Here is a 21,147-nt window from a genome sequence, read left to right on the forward strand (position 1 = left end):
TTAAAATTTAAAATTATACGTTATAGCCGGCAAAACCGGAAACAGATAAGTCATCTCAGCATACAACAGATTTGGATTATAATCTTCCTGGTAAAAATTGATCGTCCATGCATTATGGCGATTATAAACATTATAAACCGAAAGGTTCCATTCACTATGCCAGCGTTTGGATGAGTTCGGTTTTGGAGTATATGTGATACCAATATCAAGACGATGATATTCCGGCATCCGGTAAGAATTACGATCTGAATAAATAGGTAAAATCTTGCCGTTATAAACAAACCTGCCCGTAGGGAAAGTCACCGCATTTCCGGTGGCATATACCCAATTGGAAGAGATGGAAAAATTATCATTGAGCTTATAGTTAAACACCAGTGAAAGATCGTGAGTTTTGTCATATGGCGCGAGATAGGTTCGTCCGTGATTAATCTCCGGAATAGTACGTTCTGCTCGCGATAAGGTATAGGCTATCCAGCCATTCCATTTTGTCCGGTTGAACCGAACCAGCAATTCCATACCATACGCCTTTCCTTCCCCAACGCGAACCTCACCTTCAAGATACCGATTCAGAAACAGGTTCGCGTGATCCCTGAAATCTACAGTATTGGTATACTTTTTATAATAACCTTCAATACTCAGTTCAATGCTGTTATCCAGGAAGTTTCTGAAAACACCAAGCGCAAACTGGTTGACCTCCTGTGGTTTAATATTCGGACTTGCCGGAAACCAGATTTCAAACGGGGAGCCGGAAGTAGCATTGGACGCAATCTGCATATACTGATAGTTTCGGTTATAACTTCCTTTTAATGAAGTGCTTTTATTCAGTATATAGGTAAAACCCACACGAGGTTCTATGCCCCAGTATGTGTTATAAATGTCCCACTGATTATGTACAACGGAATCTGTAGGTTGATAGTTTTCATCATAATTATATACAATGGATTCCCCCATGCTTTGAAATGCTGAGATTCGCAGACCCAGTTTCAGTTTGAGTCTGTTACCTATATTAGGGTTTACGGAAGCATATATACCGTGTTCCAGTGCCTGGGTGCCTTTAATGACAAAATCCTGAAAAAAGGCAGAATCCGATTGAGCATAAAAAGCACCGGGTGAAAACTGATGCATGGTTGTACTAAAACCGGTCTGCAGGTTTATATTTTCTCTGATGTGCCAGTTAAGATCGTATTTAACGCCAAAATCCTTAACTCCGGAAACCCATTCAAATGAATTGCTTTCTTCCTCCGGGTCACTATTTCCAAGAATATACCGGTATTGTGTTCCAATCAACGTCAGATCGCTCCATACATTATCACTAAAAATATGGTTCCATCTTAACGACATAATCTGATTCCCGAATCGCATTGCAAAAGTACTCTGCCCGAAGGTGTCATCACCAAGGTAAGCGCTTAAAAACACCCTGTCATTTTTTGAAAACCTCTGATTTAGCTTCAGGTTCAGATCGTAAAAAAAAAGTTTTGTATCTTTAAACCTCTCCGGATCATACAATTTAAGTCCAAGGTCGGCATAGGTTCTTCTTCCCGATAGGGCAAAAGTTGTTGATTTAGTCAATGAACCCTGTAGCATCAAACGCGATGAAATAGTACCAATACCACCCTGTCCGGATATTTTTCCGGGTGTTCCGTTTATTGATTTTATGTCAAGAAAAGATGAGAGTCTTCCACCTACATTTGCCGGAATATCGCCTTTGTACAAAGTAACATCCTGAACAAAATCGTTATTAAACACTGAAAAAAAACCCAGGAGATGAGATGCATTATATACCGGAGCATTATCCAGGAGAATCAGGTTTTGATCCGGTGATCCTCCCCGCACACTGAAACCACTGCTTCCTTCTGAGGTAGCCTGAACACCCGGGAGCAGTTGAATTGCTTTAATAATATCCACCTCACCCATGAATGCGGGAATGCTTTTTATCGTTGTTTTGTCCAGTTTCTGAATGCCCATTTGCACCGAACGCACATTTTCGTCCGGCTGTTTTCCTGATACATTTACCTCCTTAAGCTCCTTATTCACGGGACTCAAGGATATGACAACCGGCTTATCGACCGGCACACTTATGTTAACCGATGACCTTTGATATCCAACGAATGTAACCTGGAGGACATACTCACCCTCTGACAACATCAATTCAAAATTTCCATCCAGATCTGTCGCGGTACCACGGGCTGTATTTTCAACATAAACAGCAGCTCCCGGAAGGTGTTCCCGGGTTTGCACATCCACAACAGTTCCTGAAACCTTATAGCCTTTATCCACAGGATTATTATCGGCATAAAGATTCGCAAGTGCAAAAATTAAGATGAGTATACTTAAAACGTATCTGTCCATAAATTGTGTGTTCAATATAGAAACACCAAAAGGTTTAAAAAGATCAAACAAGGTTGCAAAGCTAAATAAAAAAGCAACCCGGTGGAAATTATAATGAGAAAGCTATTACTAATGTTGCCGGGTTGCTGATTTCAAGATTTTTACTTAACCAAAAAACATCTTTTATGATTACAACATTATGACGAATCCCAGGTATTTAAGTTACAAATCCCCTTATTTTATTAACATCTTTTATAAATGTTCATTTTATGAATCCACCTGTTAGCATGTGTTTCAACAGCATTATTTTATAGTTGGTTACACTACTGACTGAAAACCGTTTATAAATGTTTGATAATTGTTTTTAAAAAAATTTTCAGCTTATCAATAATGGAGTATTTTTGTCGCAGAAAATTCACTCCTTAATATACTTATATAATGAAAAGGGATACAATCATTTTTAATCTTATCCAGAAAGAATACGAACGCCAGTTAAATGGCATTGAACTTATTGCTTCTGAGAATTTCGTGAGCGACCAGGTTATGGAAGCCATGGGTTCTTACCTGACAAACAAATACGCTGAGGGTCTCCCGGGAAAACGCTATTATGGTGGTTGCGAAGTTGTTGACCAAAGTGAAAACATTGCCATAGAACGTTTAAAGGAACTTTTTAATGCGGAATGGGCAAATGTTCAGCCGCACTCAGGTGCTCAGGCCAATGCCGCTGTTATGCTGGCTGTCCTGAATCCGGGCGATACATTTCTTGGACTGGATCTGGCACATGGTGGCCACCTTTCACATGGTTCTCTTGTAAACAGTTCAGGAATTCTGTATAAACCTGTAGCTTACTCCGTTAAGAAAGAGTCAGGTTTGGTGGATTATGATCAGATGGAGGAACTGGCAGTTAAGGAGAAACCAAAACTGATAATTGGTGGTGCTTCAGCATACAGCCGGGACTGGGATTATGAACGTATGCGTGCCATCGCTGATAAGGTAGGTGCTTTACTGATGATTGATATGGCGCACCCGGCTGGTTTAATAGCTGCAGGCCTGCTTAAAAATCCGGTCAAATATGCACATATTGTTACATCAACAACCCATAAAACATTAAGAGGTCCACGTGGTGGTATCATTCTTATGGGTGAAGATTTTGATAATCCTTTTGGTAAAACAACCCCTAAAGGCGTAATTCGTAAGATGTCATCCCTGCTTGACTCAGCCGTCTTTCCCGGTACTCAGGGTGGACCACTGGAACATGTCATTGCAGCTAAAGCTGTCGCATTTGGTGAGGCATTGACACCGGAGTATAAAGCATATCAAAAGCAGGTTCAGGTCAATGCAAAGGCAATGGCAAAGGCATTTATCGATAAAGGATACAAGATTATTTCCGGTGGAACCGATAATCACTCCATGTTGATAGACCTGCGCACAAAATATCCTGAAATTACCGGTAAAATGGCTGAAAACACTTTGGTTCAGGCACATATTACACTGAATAAAAATATGGTACCTTTCGATGACCGTTCACCATTCCAGGCCTCTGGCATTCGTGTCGGAACACCGGCAATTACAACCCGTGGTCTCAAAGAAGATATGATGGCTAAAATAGTGGACCTGATAGATGAAGTTTTAGCTAACATTGAAGATGAATCGGTTATCGCAAAAGTTTCTGATAAAGTACATGCACTGATGAATCCCTATCCGTTATTTTCTGAATAAACTGATCATTATTTTATACTCAGAAGCCGGCAAGCAACTTGCCGGCTTTTTATTTATTCGCAATTATTGTATCTACATATTCATTCCCAAATTTATCCCATCAAAAAACGCCTATTTTTATTGTCCCGGAGTTCTTTTCTGTTTCTACATTCAGGAGGTAAATTCCACTTTTAAACTTACTTAATTCAACCTCTCCGTAGTTGGAATAAAAACTCTCTCTAAATAAAACAACTCCGTTTAACGCATAGATTTTAACATTGACAGGAACACTAACAAAATCATTAATCACAATATGAAGTAGATTTCCGGATATGTTCGTCCTAAAAAAATCTTTATCCATACCATTGCCTTTTAATGCAGTACCGGAACAATAGTTTTCCGACGCAGGACTTGGGGTATTAAATATTATCCATTCAGTATCACATTTACCATAACTTACATCGGCACTCAGCGGAGGGAGGGTTACAGAATCAATTACTGTTGTTCCATCTGATTTATACAAGCCAAGATATTCTCCGTTAGACGCAGACAATTTAAAATTTGTATGAAACTTACCTTGTACTTCTTCATCATCCGCCCACAACAAAAAATAGGTTCCCGGCTGCATAATGGTAATAGGATCACCCGAGGGGATTTGCCAGGTATCCACATTATCCTTTAAGATGAGGCCTGCAATATCAACTTCAAAATCATTGGAATTGAACAGCTCTATCCAATCTTCATATTCACCGTAATTATCTTGAATTGTTGAATTATTGGAGCTTTGAACTTCATTTATAATGATCTGTGCCTGACTATTCAAAATGAAGAATAGAAATAACAGCGAAAGTGTAGTCGTTTTCATTAGAGGTGTATTTTCAGAATAGTGAGCTTTGCAGGCACAAGTTAGGAATAATAAATATATCATTGAAATAATATACTGAGTATTAATAAAATGCACCAGAACGGTTAAGCTAACCCGATAATTGGAGATAAAAAAAACCGCCCTGAAAGAGCGGTTTGGCAATATGCTTAATATTTTATTTATAAATTTTGTTCAGCAACAGCATATCCAGCATAACGATGGCAGCCATCGATTCTACAATAGGTACTGCACGGGGCAACACACAGGGGTCATGACGACCTTTGGCCTTCAATACTGTCGCATTGCCTTCACTGTCAACTGTATTCTGATCACGTAATACTGTTGCCACAGGCTTAAATGCAACCCTGAAATACACATCTTCACCATTGGATATTCCACCCTGTATTCCTCCGGAATGGTTTTTCGTTGTTCTAACCTTACCATTACGAATTTCAAACGGGTCGTTATGCTGCGAACCTCTCAGCTGTGTTCCGGCAAATCCCGATCCGTATTCAAAACCCTTTACTGCATTTATGCTCAACATGGCTTTGCCAAGCTCAGCATGAAGCTTATCGAAAACCGGCTCTCCAAGTCCAACAGGTAAACCTTTAACCAGACCTGTAATTACACCACCAATGGTATCACCTTCCTTTCTGACCTGATCCACCAGGTTTATCATTTTTTCAGCGATTTCCTGGTCAGGACAACGTATAATGTTGTCCTCAATGGTTGAAAGATCAAGCGCGGTGTAAGGTGTTTCCATATGCAAATCGCCCACACTCGAAGTGAAAGCTTTTACATCAATGCCATGTGTTTTTAATGCCTGTTTGGCAATGGCACCTGCAACAACACGGGCTATTGTTTCACGGGCGGATGACCGACCACCTCCCCGGTGATCACGTATGCCGTATTTACTTTCATACACATAATCAGAATGTGAGGGCCTGTACACACTTTTCATGTTGTCATAGTCCCCGCTACGCTGATCTTTATTGTGTATCAAAAAACCGATGGGCGTTCCGGTTGCTATGCCATCAACAATACCGGAAAGGATTTCAACACGATCCTCTTCCTTTCTTGGTGTAGTAATCTTACTCTGACCCGGACGACGACGTGAAAGTTCATTCTGAATAAATTCAATATCAATTGGTGTTCCTGGAGGACACCCATCTATGACACCGCCAACTCCTAAACCATGAGATTCACCAAAAGAAGATAATCTGTAAATATTACCCCAGGTATTTCCAGCCATTGATTTGTATGCTATAGATTAGTTACAACCACATCCGCTACCACAACCACAGCTTTCTGCTCCGGCTTCTGTGCTGCAACTCTCATCTCCACAACCGCAACCACCACTTCCACAGCCACAACCACCGCTCATAATTCCGGCAGCTTCAGCCAGCTCATGTTCCGAAGCTTCACGAACTTCCAGAACTTCACCTTTAAAACACAAATCCTGCCCGGCCAACGGATGATTAAAGTCCATTTTAACATTATCATCAGAAATAGTGACAACGGTTCCGTTTAATCTGTTACCTGAAGCATCCATCATCGGAACGACATTACCTTCAAAAAGAATTTTTTCGTCAATTTTTCCATCAACTTCAAAAATATTCTTTGGCAGGTCCACAATACGATCTTCCATAACCGGTCCGTATGCATCCAGATGATCAATAACAAATTCGTAGTTATCACCCTCCTCAAGGCCCATCAAATTATCCTCAAATTTCTGGATCATCATACCTGCTCCAAAAACAAAAGTTAAAGGTGTTTCCTTTACTGCTTTTTCTTTAAGCTCACCCTCAACTCCCCCTGATCTCAACTCGTATGTAAGGGAAACAAATTTATTTCTGTCAATTTTCATCTTTTAAATTAGTTTTTTGATGAATAAAATATTTACTGTTTAAATTCAGTCCTGATAAAAATCAGATAACCTGAAAAATTTTTTGCAAAGATATACTATTATTTATAAACTATGAACTCAGGTTATTAACAGCTTTTTCAATACGTTTCAGTGCGTCAGCTATCACAGTTCTGGGAGCGCCTACATTAAGTCGCTGAAATCCTTCACCGCCGGGACCAAAATCAGCACCATTGTTCATTCCTATCTTACCTTCCTCAATCATCAACTTCCTCAATTCCTTACTGTTAAGCCCAGTATCTGTAAAGTCAAGCCATAATAAAAACGAAGCACCAGCATCAAATGGTTTTACCTGTGGTATATTCTGATGAATATAATCCAGTGCAAAATCAAAGTTTTGTCTCAGGTATATTTTTAACTGTTTTAACCATTCATCACCATTTTTAAATGCTTCCATTAGTCCAATGTATGCAAACATGTTACTGTGGGCAATATGGAGTGCATTTAAAGCATCATAAAACTTCTTTCTTATTTTCAGATCAGGCACAATACAAAATGAAACACCCAAACCTGCAATATTAAACGTTTTACTTGGAGCCATCAGCGTTATTGAAATCTCTTCAGCCTTTTTTGAAACAGTTGCAAAAGGAATATGTTCATACCCCGGATGGACCAGATCACAGTGTATTTCATCGGAAATTACAAGAATCTGATGCGCATAACAAATTTCTGCAAGCTCGGTTAACGTTTCTCTGTCCCAAACAATACCGGCAGGATTATGGGGATTACTCATGATAAATACAGAAGCACCCTCTTCAGCCTTTTTTCTGAAATCATCCAGATCCATTGTATAGGAATTTCCCCTTCTTTTCAGCTGGTTGAAAACAACTTTTCTGTTATTGGCTTCAGGTATACTGATAAACGGGGGGTAGATTGGAGATTGTATGATCACCTTATCCCCTTCTGAAGAAAAAGTCTGCAGAGCCACTGCAATTGAAGGCAGCACACCGGACATAAACTTAATCCATGATGTATGGATATCCCAGTTGTGGTTACGCCGGATCCAGTCCGCTATTATCTGATTCATTTCACGAGAAGGTATGGTATATCCCAATACGCGGTGGTTGGCTCTTTTTATCACCTCTTCCATAATAAAATCAGGTGTTTCAAAATCCATGTCGGCCACCCACAAGGGTAAAATATCTTCGGTACCGAAATAATAATGACTGAACTCATATTTAAATGTTGATGTTCCTCTGCGGTCAATCAGTTTATCGAAGTTGTATTTCATGAAATTATTTTTAAGCAAGCCTTCAAAATGCAGGTTTGTATGGTATAATAAAGCATAAGAATCTGTATTGTTTAAATGGACACAAAAATAAACAACACAGAATTAAATGCAGAATCAAAAAATGAAAATATAACATTGAACAAACAAAAAACCCGGTTTCCCGGGTTTTAGTTTTTATGAATATCTTTTTCAGAACAGGATTTTAAATCCAGGTACTCATACGACCGTGCAAATTTTTTAATAAAATCCACCTTGTCCTGAGGTGCTTGACGAATAAATCCTTTTTTAATTCCCAAAGGTGATTCATTAAAATTTCTTGAGGTCATTAATCGAAAAGTAAAATGTTTCTGCATAGGCAATATATTTATTATTTTCTACCAAAACGCAAAACAGTATTTACTTATTGTATGCCTGAAAAGTTTTTTAATGCGATCACTGCAAATTAATTGTTTTTAACACACTTATTGCATCAAAACAGGAAACTGATTTTAGAACCACAATCCCTTTGAAATGCAGCATCATCCGGTTAATAATCAAAATATTACAGCTGAAAAATTTAGAGATTAAGGTCTATATTTTTTTCTTCAACAATTTTTCGCAGGTTAATGATCGCATAACGCATTCTGCCCAAAGCTGTGTTAATGCTTACATCTGTCTGATCTGCAATTTCCTTAAAACTCAATCCCTGATAAAATCTGCGTTTTACCACATCCTTCTGTTCCTCCGGTAACAACTCCAGCAGACTTGTCACGTCATCCAGTACCTGCTTTAATACCAACTCTTCTTCAATATGGCCTTCACAATAATTCAGTGAATTAAACTCATCCTTTTCAGAGTCTTCATTAAAATAGGTGTTCTGACCTTTACCCTTGCGGTAGTAGTCGATAACAAGATTATGTGCAATGCGGGTCACCCACGAATAGAATCGGCCGTTTTCAATATACTTTCCCTGTTTCAGTGATTTAATAACCTTAATAAAGGTATCCTGAAACAAATCCTCAGCAAGCTCCTGATTTTTAACGGTGAAAAAGATATATGAATACAACCTGTCCTTATACTTGTCAACAAGAATATCCATGGCTTCATAGTTGCCACGTATAAATTCCTGTACAAGCACGTTGTCATCAAGATTCTTTAGCTCAACCATCTTCTTTATGTATTAGTTAGTTAACGATGGTAGAGTTCACTTCGATAGGCAAATAATGTTTAGTTTGACAAATATTATATCTACAAATAAATGAAACAATTTTGAATTATCCAAATTTAACAAAAAAGAGGCTGCTTTAACAGGCAGCCTCTCTTATTTAAACTTTGAAATATTTTTTAACCGAGATAAGCTTTCAAAAGTTTGCTTCTTGAATTATGACGTAAACGTCTGATGGCCTTTTCTTTAATCTGACGAACCCGTTCGCGGGTCAGCCCGAAACGTTCACCAATCTCTTCAAGCGTCATTTCCTGCGTATTGATACCGAAAAACATTTTAATGATATCGCCTTCTCTTTCTGTAAGTGTTGAAAGTGCGCGCTCAATTTCACGGCAAAGAGACTCGTTAATAAGCGTACGGTCCGCAATGGGCGAATCATCATTCACAAGTACATCCAGAAGACTGTTATCCTCACCTTCCACGAAGGGAGCGTCAACAGAAATATGCCGTCCGGAAACTTTTAATGTATCGGAAACTTTTTCAGCAGGAAGATCCAGCGATTCTGCCAACTCTTCAGGAGAAGGTTTACGTTCGTTTTCCTGTTCAAACTTTGAAAATGCTTTGTTTATTTTATTTAATGAACCAACCTGATTCAATGGTAATCTTACAATACGCGACTGTTCTGCCAAAGCCTGTAATATAGACTGGCGAATCCACCATACAGCGTAAGAGATAAACTTAAACCCTCGTGTTTCATCAAATTTTTCAGCTGCTTTGATTAAGCCCAGATTCCCTTCATTTATAAGGTCAGGAAGGCTTAATCCCTGGTTCTGGTACTGTTTGGCTACGGAAACTACAAATCGGAGGTTTGCCCGTGTCAGTTTTTCCAACGCGATCCTGTCACCTTTCTTAATCCTCTGTGCCAACTCTACTTCTTCTTCCACAGTGATCAGATCTTCACGTCCTATTTCTTGCAAATACTTATCAAGTGAAGCGCTCTCCCTGTTTGTAATCGATTTCGTAATCTTTAATTGTCTCATAACACCATATAAAAATTCAAGGCCGCAAAATTACGTAAATTAAATATTAATGTCAATTATTTTTTTCACGTGAACCCAACGCCGTCCTTAGGAAATATAACAATGCGAACAAATTTAAACCATTTTAGTTTTAAGTGTCAAGTGTTTTTTTGTTAAATCCTGCTCTACGAAGCTTAAACGGTTTAAAAAACATATTATTATTGTAACTTTTACACCTAACATTTTTTAACTAATACCACCGTAATAGTCTTCATGTCATCGTGTTGCTCTGTCCTACTTTAAAACCTTATTCCTTTTATTTAGTTTAAATATTTAATTCATTTTATCTTAAACTTTTTAAAAATTGTATCCTTTCTGCTTATTTTTCTGAATCGGCATGACAGAATGCATCAAATCGCAATTCAAAAAGTATGTTTAACAAAAAACATTTTTTATATTTGCAGCCGCTAAAGCAAAAACAAAGCCACAGGGTACCGTGGCCGAGTGGCTAGGCAGCGGTCTGCAAAACCGTCTACGGCGGTTCGAATCCGCCCGGTACCTCACTAAAGCTCCTCAACCCGAGGAGCTTTTTTATTTACAACCTTCATATATTTGCGCATACTGGTTTCAATCGACTGAACACTGTAAAAGATAAGTTTCGCGTACCAGAATGCCAGAACAGGAACGATCAGCCCTATTCAGATTTAATTATTTTTCATATTTAAAATTCAAGCGCATTTACTAACTTCGTACTACAAAACTCAAAACTAAAATACCATGTTATACGTCACAACAGAAACCATTCCCGGAAAAGAGATTAAAGAAACACTTGCCGTAGTACGGGGCAATTCCGTACGAGCCAGAAACATAGGGCGGGACATATTTGCCGGTCTGAAAAACATAGTTGGCGGAGAAGTATCAGAATACACCCAGTTAATGGCTGATTCAAGAGAACAGGCCATATCACGCATGCTGAAAGATGCTGAACGTATAGGAGCGGATGCAGTAGTGAATGTACGCTTTATGACCAGTATGATTATGCAGGGCATGGCCGAAATTCTGGCTTATGGCACTGCAGTAAAACTGAAATAACATGATCATTCTTTGGATATACGGAGCCCTGGCAATAGTGGCATTGATTATTATCATCTTTCTTATTATCAAAAGGATAGAAGACAGAAAAAACGAGGATTTTGAAAAACGCGACTACTGACACGGCGTATTTCAGATCACAGGCGGATAAAAAACTATATCCAAGCGCTTTAATACAAAAAAAGTTTCTATATTTGCAGCCCGTAAAAAGTAGGTTGTTAATTATTAAATTTTTTAAAACACATGCCAACAAAAATTCGTTTAGCAAGACACGGACGTAAAGGTTATGCTTTCTACCACATTGTGGTAGCAGATAGCAGGGCGCCACGCGATGGTAAATTTATCGAAAGGATTGGTTCTTACAATCCAAATACAAATCCTGCTACGATAGATTTAAATTTTGACAGAGCTCTTGATTGGGTTCTCAAAGGCGCTCAACCTACTGACACAGCAAGATCTATTTTGTCCAGTGAAGGTGTTATGTACATGAAACACCTGACAGGCGGTGTGAAAAAAGGTGCATTCGATGAAGCAGAAGCTCAGAAACGTTTTGAAAGCTGGAAAGCCGACAAAACAAAACAATTAGCCACTCAGGCTGATGATCTTTCTGCCAAAGAAAAAGCAGCTGAAAACGCCCGTCTGGAACAAGAAAAGAAAATCAACGAGGAGCGTGCTGCGGCTATTGCTGCACAACAGTCGGAATTAGCTGCTGAAGAAGCTGCTGAGGAAGCTACTGAGGAAAGCACTGAAGTTGAAGCTGAAGCTGAGGCTACAGAAGTACCTGCAGAAGAAGCAAAGGCTGAAGAAGCTCCGGTTGAAGAATCCAAAGCATCAGAAGAAGCAGAAAAACCTGAAGCTTCAGATGAAGAAGAGAAAAAAGAAGCGTAATAACATATTACCTCTTTACAAGCCATCAGTCGTTTGACTGGTGGCTTTTTTTTTAGTAAATTTAAACATGGATTTGCATGATGCGTTATTCTGGACTGCTGAAAATAACCATGTCGACTGCCACCTTTGCCCCAATAACTGCAAACTGAAAGACGGCCAGACCGGCCCTTGTAATACCCGGATCAACAAAGAAAACAAACTCTACACGCTGGCCTACAATAATCCTTCGGCCATACAGGTTGATCCGGTTGAAAAAAAGCCGCTCTATCATTTTATGCCGGGGCATTCAACGTTTTCATTGGCTACCAATGGCTGTATCTTGCATTGCGTACAATGTCAGAACAGCTCTATCTCGCAATGTGAGCCCACGCAAAAAAGCTCTGAGGCTTATAGTCCGGAAGCCATCATAAAACTGGCAAAGAAACACCATTGTGAATCCATATCACTGACGTATACCGATCCGATTGCTTTTTTTGAATACAGTTATGACATCTGTCGCGAAGCACAACAAAATGACATCCCTGTAACACTGATATCTTCGGGATATATTAATCCTGAACCCCTTAAACTGATCAGCCCACTAATTTCTGCAGCCAACATTGACATAAAATCCTTCAATGAGAACAGCTATAAACTGTTCTTTAAGGGAAAACTTGCACCTGTCCTGGATTCAGTGCTTTATCTTAAAAAACAAAATATATGGCTTGAGATAACCGTTTTACTAATACCCGGTATAAATGACAGCAGTAAAGAAATAACCGCACTTTGCGAGTGGATGGATCAAAACAGTTTAAATGATGTACCTCTGCATTTTTCACGCTTTCACCCCTCACATAAACTTTTGTCAAAATCACTTACTCCACTCACCTCGCTTGAAGCGGCTAAATCCATCGCACAGGAGCATCATATTATCTATTGTTACATCGGAAATGCAGAAAACAAGGACTATCATTCCACTCATTGTCCAAATTGCGGAAAAGTGCTCATAGAACGACACCGGCTCAGTCTTTCCTACATCTACATGCAAAACGGCAAATGCCCGGAATGTCAAACTCACATCGCCGGTATTTGGTAGGCAGTTTCCAATTTGTTTTATTTGTACAAAATTGAATATATGATAATCAGGGAAGCAAAATTTCTGGTCAGCAGCAGTAATGTCAATCAGTGTCCTGATTCTGATATACCTGAATATGCGTTTATAGGACGTTCAAATGTGGGTAAATCCAGTCTTATTAATATGCTGACCAACAATAAAAAACTGGCCATGACCTCCTCCAAACCCGGAAAAACCAGGTTAATCAACCATTTCCATATCAACCAGGAGTGGCATCTGGTGGACCTTCCCGGCTACGGATACACCAGAACAGGTAAATCCAGTCGGGAGCAGTTTTCAAAGCTGATCAGCGATTATGTATTGAAACGGTTGCAGCTGACCAGCATGTTTGTATTAATTGACAGCCGTTTGACACCTCAAAAAATTGATATTGACTTCATAAACTGGATTGGGGAAAACGGCATCCCTTTTTCCATTGTATTTACAAAAGCAGATAAAATTTCAGGATCAAAAGTAAATACAAATATTGAGGCGTTCAATGCTGAATTACTGAAAAGCTGGGAAGAAACACCTCCGTATTTTATCTCCTCTTCTGTTGAGGGAACGGGTCGAAAAGAAATTTTAAACTATATTGATCATATAAACAGTGAATTAAAAAAGCAGACGATTTAATTTTTTCATTTTTAGTTGGTACGGCTGTGCCTTAACAATAATTGTATTAAATTTGCACACCAAATAAGTTTACTAAAATTCAAAAATCATCCCAATGAGGAAAGCCCCTATTAAGATTTTTTCAGGGACATCAACTGAATATTTAGGCGAGAGAATCTGCAATAGTTTAGGCGTGGAAATGGGAAAAATGAAGATTCAGCATTTTGCGGATGGTGAATTTTCAGTTTCTTACGAAGAATCTATCCGTGGATCTCATGTATTTCTGATCCAGTCAACTTTTCCGAATGCTGATAATCTGATGGAGTTATTATTAATGATTGATGCAGCCAAACGCGCATCAGCAAAGATGATAAACGCCATTATTCCCTATTTCGGTTGGGCCAGACAGGACAGAAAAGACAAACCGAGAGTATCGATCGGAGCCAAATTAGTTGCTGATCTTTTAGGCGTTGCCGGTATAAACAGAGTAGTAACCATGGACCTTCACGCAGACCAGATACAGGGCTTCTTCGATGTTCCGGTTGACCATCTTTATGCTTCAACTATTTTTATTCCTTACATCGAACAGCTGGGACTTGAAGATCTGGTGATTGCTTCTCCCGATGTAGGTGGATCCAAAAGGGCAAACTCCTATGCCAAATATCTGGGTGTTCCAATGGTCATCTGCCATAAATCGCGTGTAAAGGCAAACGAGATTCATGAAATGCGGGTTATAGGCGATGTTAAAGATAAGAACGTTATTATAATAGATGACCTTGTAGACACTGCCGGCTCCATAACAAGAGCAGCAGATTTAATGATGGATGACGGTGCCAAAACTGTTCGTGCCTGTGCATCTCACGGTGTATTATCTAATCCTGCCATAAAGCGTATCGAAGATTCATCGCTGACAGAGATTATTTTTTCCGATTCCATACCGTTTACAGGTAGCTCTCCCAAAATTAAAGTACTCTCTGTAGCTGATATGTTTGCTGATACCATCCAGAGGGTTTATAACTACCAGTCCATAAGTTCGCAGTTTTTACTCTGATTTTAAAGCATTTAAATGATATACACCCTGAAAAATTAATTTTTTTCGGGGTGTTTTTTTTCAACCAATAATTACTATCTTTGCAGCCGCATTACAGCATTGGTGTGATGGGGAATTAAGCCCAGTACCATATGACTTAATTTTGAGTAGCACATTTAAAAAATTAAAAATGAAAACTTTTGAAATCAACGGTTCTTTAAGAACTGATTTAGGTAAAAAGGCAACCAAAGCCTTAAGAAAAGAAGGTTTAGTACCTTGTGTTCTTTACAACGGAGACGACAATGTTCATTTTACGGTATCCGCACAGGATCTGCACCATTTATTATACACCGATCAGGTTTATATTGTTGCATTAACCATTGACGGTAAAGTTTATGAAGCTGTGATTAAAGAACTTCAGTTTCATCCGGTATCTGACGAAGTACTACACATTGACTTTCTTCCGGTTTCTGAAGATAAACCAATTCAGATTAACATTCCGGTTAAACTGGTTGGTTCATCAGAAGGTGTTAAGGCCGGTGGTAAATTACAGCTGCAGATGCGTTATCTGAAAGTGAAAGGTATCAAAGCCAATTTACCGGAAAAACTTGAAGTTGATGTTACAGCTCTTGGCCTTGGTAAAAGTATCCAGGTTGGAGAACTTACATTCGAAAATCTTGAATTGCTCAGCGCAAAAAATGCAGTTGTTGTAACAGTTAAACTGACAAGAGCAGCAAGAGGTGCGGCAGCAGCTTCAGCAGAAAAATAAAAATGCTAACAGTTATGCTGAAGAATTTATTGAATAAGTTCAGAAGCCATAACGAAATTGATCCTATGAAGTATTTAATAGTCGGCCTTGGTAACATTGGCCCGAAATACGAAAATACAAGACACAACATAGGTTTTGACATATTGGACGCCCTTGCAGAGGCGTCCAATGTTGTTTTTGAGAGTAAGCGTTATGGCGATGTGGCCACCCTTAAATTCAAGGGAAGAACGCTTATTTTATTAAAGCCATCCACATTCGTGAATCTGAGTGGCAAGGCTGTCAGATACTGGATGCAGCAGGAAAACATTGATGTAAAAAATGTTTTGATTGTTCTGGATGACATTGCCTTACCCTTCGGAACATTACGCATTCGATCCAAAGGTGGTGATGCAGGCCATAACGGTTTAAAGAACATCCAGGAAATATTAGGCCACACCAATTATGCCCGGCTCAGGTTTGGTATCGGAGATGATTATTCCAGGGGACAACAGATTGATTTTGTGCTGGGAAAATGGTCTGAAGAAGAAACAAAAATCGTTGATGAAAAGAAAAAAGTGGCCTCCGAAGCTATAAAATCATTTACAACGATTGGCGTTGAACGTACCATGAACCTGTTCAATAAAAAGTAATGGGAGACGATATCCGTATCGATAAATGGTTATGGGCGGTCAGGCTTTTTAAAACCAGGTCGCTGGCTTCTGAAGCCTGCAAAAAAGGCCGTGTTTTTATAAACGGGCAGGAATGTAAAGCATCCAGGACGGTTCACATTGGTGATCAGGTTGAGGTAAAGGAACCTCCGGTTACATTCCGTTATAAAGTTCTTGATCTGGCAGAAAAACGTATGGGGGCAAAACTTGTCCCGGGATTTCTTGAAGACATTACACCTGAAGATCAGAAAGAGATTCTTGAGATGCAGAACCTGGATCGTAAATACAACCGAAGAAAAGGATTGGGCCGCCCTACAAAAAAAGAACGCAGAGACATCGATAAATTCAGAGATGATGTGTAACACCACAGATTTATTGTTATGTTAATTGCTCAACAGAAGAGAAAAGAAAATATTGCAGAATACCTGATCTATATGTGGCAAATCGAGGATCAGATCAGGGCCTTTAATTTTAACATAGAGGCTATACAAGTTAATATTGTAGATAAATATGATCAGCCGGTTGAAGTGAAAAAGCAGATCAGAAATTGGTATGAGAACCTTATCCTTTTAATGAGAAACGAAGGTATAACAGCATCCGGTCATTTACAGGTAACAAAAAACCTGATTCTTGATTTATACAACACGCATCTGTATCTTCTGAAAACACCAAAGGAAATTAAATACCAGACTACATTTGCCACTGCCAGACCGGATCTTGAGCTGCTGAAGGTAAAGACGAAAGAAACAAATGATATTGCTGCTGCATTTCAGTTCCTCTATGGTACCCTGCTACTGCGATTGCAGGGAAAAGAGTTAAGCAGAGATACAGTTAGCAGTCTGAAGCGAATTTCATCTCTGATAAGTTTACTGGCTGCCAGGCATCACCGGTTTGAACGCGGAGAAGAAGAAATTGATATTTAATAAATCAGGAATATATTCGTCTGGTGATAATAAATTTATATCGCCAAACCCATGAATTATTCTGTATTCAGTTATGAATTGCAAGAAACTCCAGCAGTACTTCAAAGTCCGTAGTTAACACCTTACATTTAAAAGCATGAAAAAATCAGTTTTTGTATTTGACCTTGATTTTACAATATGGGATGCAGGAGGAACCTGGTGCGATTGCACAACACCACCCTATCGTAATGTCAACGCACATATTCTGGATTATCATGGGGCAGAAATACGACTTTATAAAGATGTAAGAACAATACTGGACCGGCTTAAAACATCAGGAAAAATTATAGCTGCTGCATCAAGAACCAATGCACCTGAAATTGCCAGGGAATTACTTGAAAGATTCCGGATCAGACCTTACTTTGATATTGAAGAAATTTATCCATCCTCAAAAGATAAACACCTGTCTGAAATTATGCATCAAAGTAAAATGAATAGCGAAGATCTTGTATTTTTTGATGACGAGTTACGGAATATAAGGGATGTTTCAAAGTTGGGCATTAAAAGCATCCATATACCCAACGGAATAACGGCAGCTCATATTGAACCGTACCTTTAAACCACCAGTGTCTCGTCAGGCTTGAACAAGCCAAGCACTCTTCTGATTACGACTGCCGGGTCAGGATCAATCGGAAATACAATTTCAGGTTTCAGATGGTAGATTTTATGTTCCTTCCTGAACCGTTGCCCACCGCCACCGGTAATATTCAGCATAATAATCTTATCTTTTTCAATTTTTCCTGATTTTACACTGTTAATAAGTGTTGCCAGTGCAATGGCAGCTGCCGGTTCAACATCGGCCCCCTCCAGTTCTTTAAACATTTGTGCAGCCATTTCTGCCTCGTTGTTATCTGCTATCAACACCTCCCCGTCTGTAGCTTTCAGTGCATCATACAAACCACCGGCAAGACTGTAAGGTGGTTTTCGGTTGGATAATACCTTCGCATTAATAATTTCAACCTGTCGACGGGCTTCATCATCATCAAACGGAAAAAGATCACGCGAGTCAGCCACATAAGCATCTGCAATTGGTACAAAAGGATGATTTTGTGAAACCATCAGCTTCATCATCTTATTGCCGTACTTCCCGTCTTCAATAAAACGCAAATTGGCTTCCCAGGCAGCAATCGCTCCTGTGCCACTTCCTACAGCCTGAAAATAATAATGCGGTATTTCACCTATGGTCGTTACCGCAGAAAGCACCGTTGTTCCCATGCCATCACGACGGGCAACATTTTTGGCTCCACCTTCAGGTAAAAACTGCGGATGCGTACAGACGATATTGGATAAATGAATCGCATCAAAATAGTCGGCTCCTTTTTGTGATGCAATAAGTTTTACGCATGGATCCACGGGATGATCGAACCATAAAGCATCCAGATTGTCTTCAGGAACACAAAGTAAAAGTGGTATTTTATTTTTGCTGCAAACACTTGCAAAAGCACGTGCTGTATTACCTGCAGATGCCACAACCAGTATTTTATCACTGATACCTGAAAGACGGGCACAAACTGAATATGCTTCACATTCCTTGAAGGAACCTGTGCGCATCTCTGCTCCCTTTTCCGGCCAGTAACCATTAAAGGTGATGTAAAGGTTTTCCAGTCCCAATTCTTTTGCCAGTCCCTCACTTTTATAGGTTACCGGAGACCCTGAACCTGCCAGTATAGTTTTAATCGGCAACCAGTCCGCAAAACGATATAAACCAGGCAGTTCTTCTCTTATGTTTAATTCCTTTTTCTCGTATTCAGCACGTATAAGTGATGGCGTTTCATCACCTGAATAATCAAGCGTCCAACCTTCATCTTCAAATTCAGCAGCACTGCTTACTGATACTAATCTGTATTTTGTAGGGGCAAAATTCATTATCCTCTGCTTAATTTCGCGTAAAAATAGCAATATTTATTAGAGAATTCCTAATATGCTACCTTGCGGTATTATTTTATTTTATATTTTAGTGCGAAAATTTTAATTCTTATAAAATATTGATAATTTTATAATTCTTTAAAACTGATGTTTAACTGAGAACTGTGTATGAGTCTACTAAAGAAAGTATTCCGGTTTTATTATGAAGGATTCAAAGGCATGACGGTTGGGAAAACATTATGGGCAGTCATCCTGATTAAGTTATTCATTATGTTCGTTATTCTCAGACTTTTTTTCTTTCCGGATTTTTTAAAAACAAATTACAAATCAGATAAAGAGCGTGCAGAGCACGTGAGAAATGAACTTATTAATTTAAATTAAACCACTATGCTAGAGAACTTTGACTTGAGCCTTGTCAACTGGTCCAGGGCACAATTTGCACTCACTGCGATCTACCATTGGCTATTTGTCCCGCTAACACTCGGGATAACGTTTATTATAGCCATCATGGAATCCATCTATGTTAAAACCGGTAATGAGCAGTGGAAAAAGATCACAAAATTCTGGATGACCCTTTTTGGCATCAACTTTGCCATTGGTGTTGCTACCGGAATTATCATGGAATTCCAGTTCGGCACAAACTGGTCGAACTATTCATGGTTTGTAGGTGACATATTTGGTGCACCACTGGCAATAGAAGGAATTATGGCATTCTTTATGGAATCCACTTTTATTGCTGTTATGTTTTTCGGTTGGAATAAAGTCAGTAAACGTTTCCACCTTATTTCCACATGGTTAACTGCCATTGGTGCAAATTTATCCGCCTTGTGGATTTTAGTAGCCAACGGCTGGATGCAGAATCCAACCGGAATGTGGTTCAACCCGGAAACCGTACGAAACGAAATGGTAAACTTCTGGGAAGTTCTCTTCTCTCCTATGGCCATCAGTAAATTCATACATACAACGTCCTCAAGTTTTGTTCTGGCAAGTTTCTTTGTCATAGGCATCAGTTCCTGGTTCCTGTTGAAGAAAAAACATGTTGACATGGCCAAAAAAAGTATTCTTGTAGCCACGGTATTCGGATTTCTATCTTCAATATATGTAGCTTCTACCGGCGACTACAGTGCTGCATCGGTAAGTGAGACGCAGCCCATGAAGCTGGCGGCTGTTGAAGGCCTATATGAAGGTTCAACCGAAGCGCCGTTAGTTGCATTTGGAATACTCACCAACACGGATTCAGAAGATTTGTCAGCCGATGGAAAATACCTTGTTAAAATGGATGTGCCCATTCCGGGATTTCTTTCGTTAATGGCATTTGGCAACTTTGAAGCTTTTGTACCCGGTATTAAGGATCTTGTAAAAGGTAATCCCGAACAGGGCATATTATCGTTTGAAGAAAAAATATCGCGCGGGCATGTGGCCAAAGAAGCATTAAAAGAATTCAGTTCCATTAAAGATAAATCAGATCCCCGCTACAAAGAGTTATATGCTCAGTTTAAAGATGAGCAGTGGCTGGAAAGTTATTTCAAATACTTTGGTTACGGCGATTACTATCATCCTGATAAATCGGTTCGTGAAAAGAATGCCTATGAACTGATCCCAAATGTGCCCTTAACATTTTACTCGTTCCATATTATGGTAATTCTCGGGTTCCTTTTCATTATAGTACTCGGCATCTACGGCTTCATGATTTACAGGGGAACCCTGGAGAAAAACAAATGGTTATTGTGGGCAGGCGTTTTCTTTGTTCCCTTAGCCTACATTGCTTCCATTTCGGGCTGGAATGTTGCTGAGCTTGGAAGACAGCCATGGGTAATACAGGATTTAATGCCAACACTGACTGCTGTGACAAAAATAGACAGCGCCTCAGTTATCACAACCTTCTGGATGTTTGCTGCCATTTTTACGGCGCTTCTTATAGCTGAACTACGCATTATGTTTACCCAAATTAAAAAAGGTCCTCAAGAACACTAAAAAAG

21 protein-coding genes and 1 tRNA gene are annotated in these 21,147 nt (G+C 39.3%); 14 read left to right on the top strand and 8 right to left on the bottom strand.

The genetic code is table 11. From position 1 onward, the window contains the following. A complete protein-coding gene (locus tag ACE1EF_RS03705) occupies positions 1–2,349 on the bottom strand; it encodes a TonB-dependent receptor (protein WP_375719269.1) in 2,349 nt (782 codons plus the stop codon). Positions 2,350–2,766: 417 nt separating this feature from the next. Here ACE1EF_RS03705 and glyA point away from each other — a divergent pair, with 417 nt between their 5' ends. After that, entirely contained in the window at positions 2,767–4,047 is a 1,281-nt protein-coding gene (glyA, locus tag ACE1EF_RS03710) for a serine hydroxymethyltransferase (protein ID WP_375719270.1), read from the top strand. A 100-nt stretch (positions 4,048–4,147) separates the two neighbouring features. Here the strand turns inward: glyA and ACE1EF_RS03715 are convergent, their stop codons facing one another. The 6 genes from ACE1EF_RS03715 to ACE1EF_RS03740 all read right to left on the bottom strand — a co-directional run bounded on the left by ACE1EF_RS03715 (position 4,148) and on the right by ACE1EF_RS03740 (position 10,230). Further along, complete coding sequence (locus tag ACE1EF_RS03715) at positions 4,148–4,891, bottom strand: lamin tail domain-containing protein (RefSeq protein ID WP_375719271.1); 744 nt, start codon at positions 4,889–4,891, stop codon at positions 4,148–4,150. A 175-nt stretch (positions 4,892–5,066) separates the two neighbouring features. Further along, positions 5,067–6,143 (bottom strand): chorismate synthase, encoded by a 1,077-nt coding sequence (gene aroC / locus ACE1EF_RS03720; RefSeq protein ID WP_375719272.1) that lies wholly within the window; start codon positions 6,141–6,143, stop codon positions 5,067–5,069. A gap of 18 nt (positions 6,144–6,161) precedes the next feature. Continuing rightward, complete coding sequence (locus ACE1EF_RS03725) at positions 6,162–6,758, bottom strand: FKBP-type peptidyl-prolyl cis-trans isomerase (protein WP_375719273.1); 597 nt, start codon at positions 6,756–6,758, stop codon at positions 6,162–6,164. Between the two features lie 109 nt (positions 6,759–6,867). Continuing rightward, positions 6,868–8,046 (bottom strand): MalY/PatB family protein, encoded by a 1,179-nt coding sequence (locus ACE1EF_RS03730; RefSeq protein ID WP_375719274.1) that lies wholly within the window; start codon positions 8,044–8,046, stop codon positions 6,868–6,870. 556 nt (positions 8,047–8,602) lie between these two features. After that, a complete protein-coding gene (locus ACE1EF_RS03735) occupies positions 8,603–9,193 on the bottom strand; it encodes an RNA polymerase sigma factor (protein ID WP_375719275.1) in 591 nt (196 codons plus the stop codon). Between the two features lie 176 nt (positions 9,194–9,369). Continuing rightward, positions 9,370–10,230, bottom strand: coding sequence for a sigma-70 family RNA polymerase sigma factor (locus ACE1EF_RS03740; RefSeq protein ID WP_375719276.1), 861 nt, complete (start codon positions 10,228–10,230; stop codon positions 9,370–9,372). Between the two features lie 469 nt (positions 10,231–10,699). Here ACE1EF_RS03740 and ACE1EF_RS03745 point away from each other — a divergent pair. The 11 genes from ACE1EF_RS03745 to ACE1EF_RS03795 all read left to right on the top strand — a co-directional run bounded on the left by ACE1EF_RS03745 (position 10,700) and on the right by ACE1EF_RS03795 (position 17,861). Beyond that, positions 10,700–10,770: transfer RNA gene (locus ACE1EF_RS03745), tRNA-Cys, on the top strand. Positions 10,771–10,986: 216 nt separating this feature from the next. Continuing rightward, the gene (locus ACE1EF_RS03750; protein WP_375719277.1) at positions 10,987–11,301 is read left to right on the top strand and encodes a YbjQ family protein; all 315 of its coding nucleotides are present in this window, start codon (positions 10,987–10,989) and stop codon (positions 11,299–11,301) included. Between the two features lie 243 nt (positions 11,302–11,544). Further along, positions 11,545–12,189, top strand: coding sequence for a 30S ribosomal protein S16 (locus tag ACE1EF_RS03755; protein WP_375719278.1), 645 nt, complete (start codon positions 11,545–11,547; stop codon positions 12,187–12,189). A gap of 67 nt (positions 12,190–12,256) precedes the next feature. After that, complete coding sequence (gene amrS, locus ACE1EF_RS03760; RefSeq protein WP_375719279.1) at positions 12,257–13,264, top strand: AmmeMemoRadiSam system radical SAM enzyme; 1,008 nt, start codon at positions 12,257–12,259, stop codon at positions 13,262–13,264. A gap of 39 nt (positions 13,265–13,303) precedes the next feature. Further along, the gene (gene yihA / locus ACE1EF_RS03765) at positions 13,304–13,915 is read left to right on the top strand and encodes a ribosome biogenesis GTP-binding protein YihA/YsxC (protein WP_375719280.1); all 612 of its coding nucleotides are present in this window, start codon (positions 13,304–13,306) and stop codon (positions 13,913–13,915) included. Positions 13,916–14,009: 94 nt separating this feature from the next. Further along, positions 14,010–14,945, top strand: coding sequence for a ribose-phosphate pyrophosphokinase (locus ACE1EF_RS03770; protein ID WP_375719281.1), 936 nt, complete (start codon positions 14,010–14,012; stop codon positions 14,943–14,945). 169 nt (positions 14,946–15,114) lie between these two features. Then, positions 15,115–15,693, top strand: coding sequence for a 50S ribosomal protein L25/general stress protein Ctc (locus ACE1EF_RS03775; protein ID WP_375719282.1), 579 nt, complete (start codon positions 15,115–15,117; stop codon positions 15,691–15,693). A 14-nt stretch (positions 15,694–15,707) separates the two neighbouring features. Then, the gene (pth, locus tag ACE1EF_RS03780; RefSeq protein WP_375719283.1) at positions 15,708–16,322 is read left to right on the top strand and encodes an aminoacyl-tRNA hydrolase; all 615 of its coding nucleotides are present in this window, start codon (positions 15,708–15,710) and stop codon (positions 16,320–16,322) included. After that, positions 16,322–16,702 (top strand): RNA-binding S4 domain-containing protein, encoded by a 381-nt coding sequence (locus tag ACE1EF_RS03785; RefSeq protein ID WP_375719284.1) that lies wholly within the window; start codon positions 16,322–16,324, stop codon positions 16,700–16,702. Before pth ends, ACE1EF_RS03785 begins: the two co-directional genes overlap by 1 nt. 18 nt (positions 16,703–16,720) lie before the next feature. Beyond that, positions 16,721–17,263 (top strand): DUF4924 family protein, encoded by a 543-nt coding sequence (locus ACE1EF_RS03790; RefSeq protein ID WP_375719285.1) that lies wholly within the window; start codon positions 16,721–16,723, stop codon positions 17,261–17,263. A gap of 136 nt (positions 17,264–17,399) precedes the next feature. After that, on the top strand, positions 17,400–17,861 hold the full coding sequence (locus ACE1EF_RS03795) for a magnesium-dependent phosphatase-1 (RefSeq protein WP_375719286.1): 462 nt from the start codon (positions 17,400–17,402) through the stop codon (positions 17,859–17,861). Here ACE1EF_RS03795 and ACE1EF_RS03800 read toward each other — a convergent pair. Beyond that, complete coding sequence (locus ACE1EF_RS03800; protein WP_375719287.1) at positions 17,858–19,168, bottom strand: cysteate synthase; 1,311 nt, start codon at positions 19,166–19,168, stop codon at positions 17,858–17,860. The genes ACE1EF_RS03795 and ACE1EF_RS03800 overlap by 4 nt on opposite strands. Positions 19,169–19,336: 168 nt before the next feature. Here ACE1EF_RS03800 and ACE1EF_RS03805 point away from each other — a divergent pair, with 168 nt between their 5' ends. Together ACE1EF_RS03805 and ACE1EF_RS03810 are read left to right on the top strand one after the other, a co-directional pair. Beyond that, a complete protein-coding gene (locus tag ACE1EF_RS03805; protein WP_375719288.1) occupies positions 19,337–19,549 on the top strand; it encodes a DUF4492 domain-containing protein in 213 nt (70 codons plus the stop codon). Between the two features lie 6 nt (positions 19,550–19,555). Then, the gene (locus ACE1EF_RS03810; RefSeq protein ID WP_375719289.1) at positions 19,556–21,142 is read left to right on the top strand and encodes a cytochrome ubiquinol oxidase subunit I; all 1,587 of its coding nucleotides are present in this window, start codon (positions 19,556–19,558) and stop codon (positions 21,140–21,142) included. Positions 21,143–21,147 lie beyond the last annotated feature (5 nt).

It is taken from the genome of Quyinboa sediminis, assembly GCF_042219855.1.
Taxonomy (GTDB): domain Bacteria; phylum Bacteroidota; class Bacteroidia; order Bacteroidales; family UBA5342; genus JBHJHP01.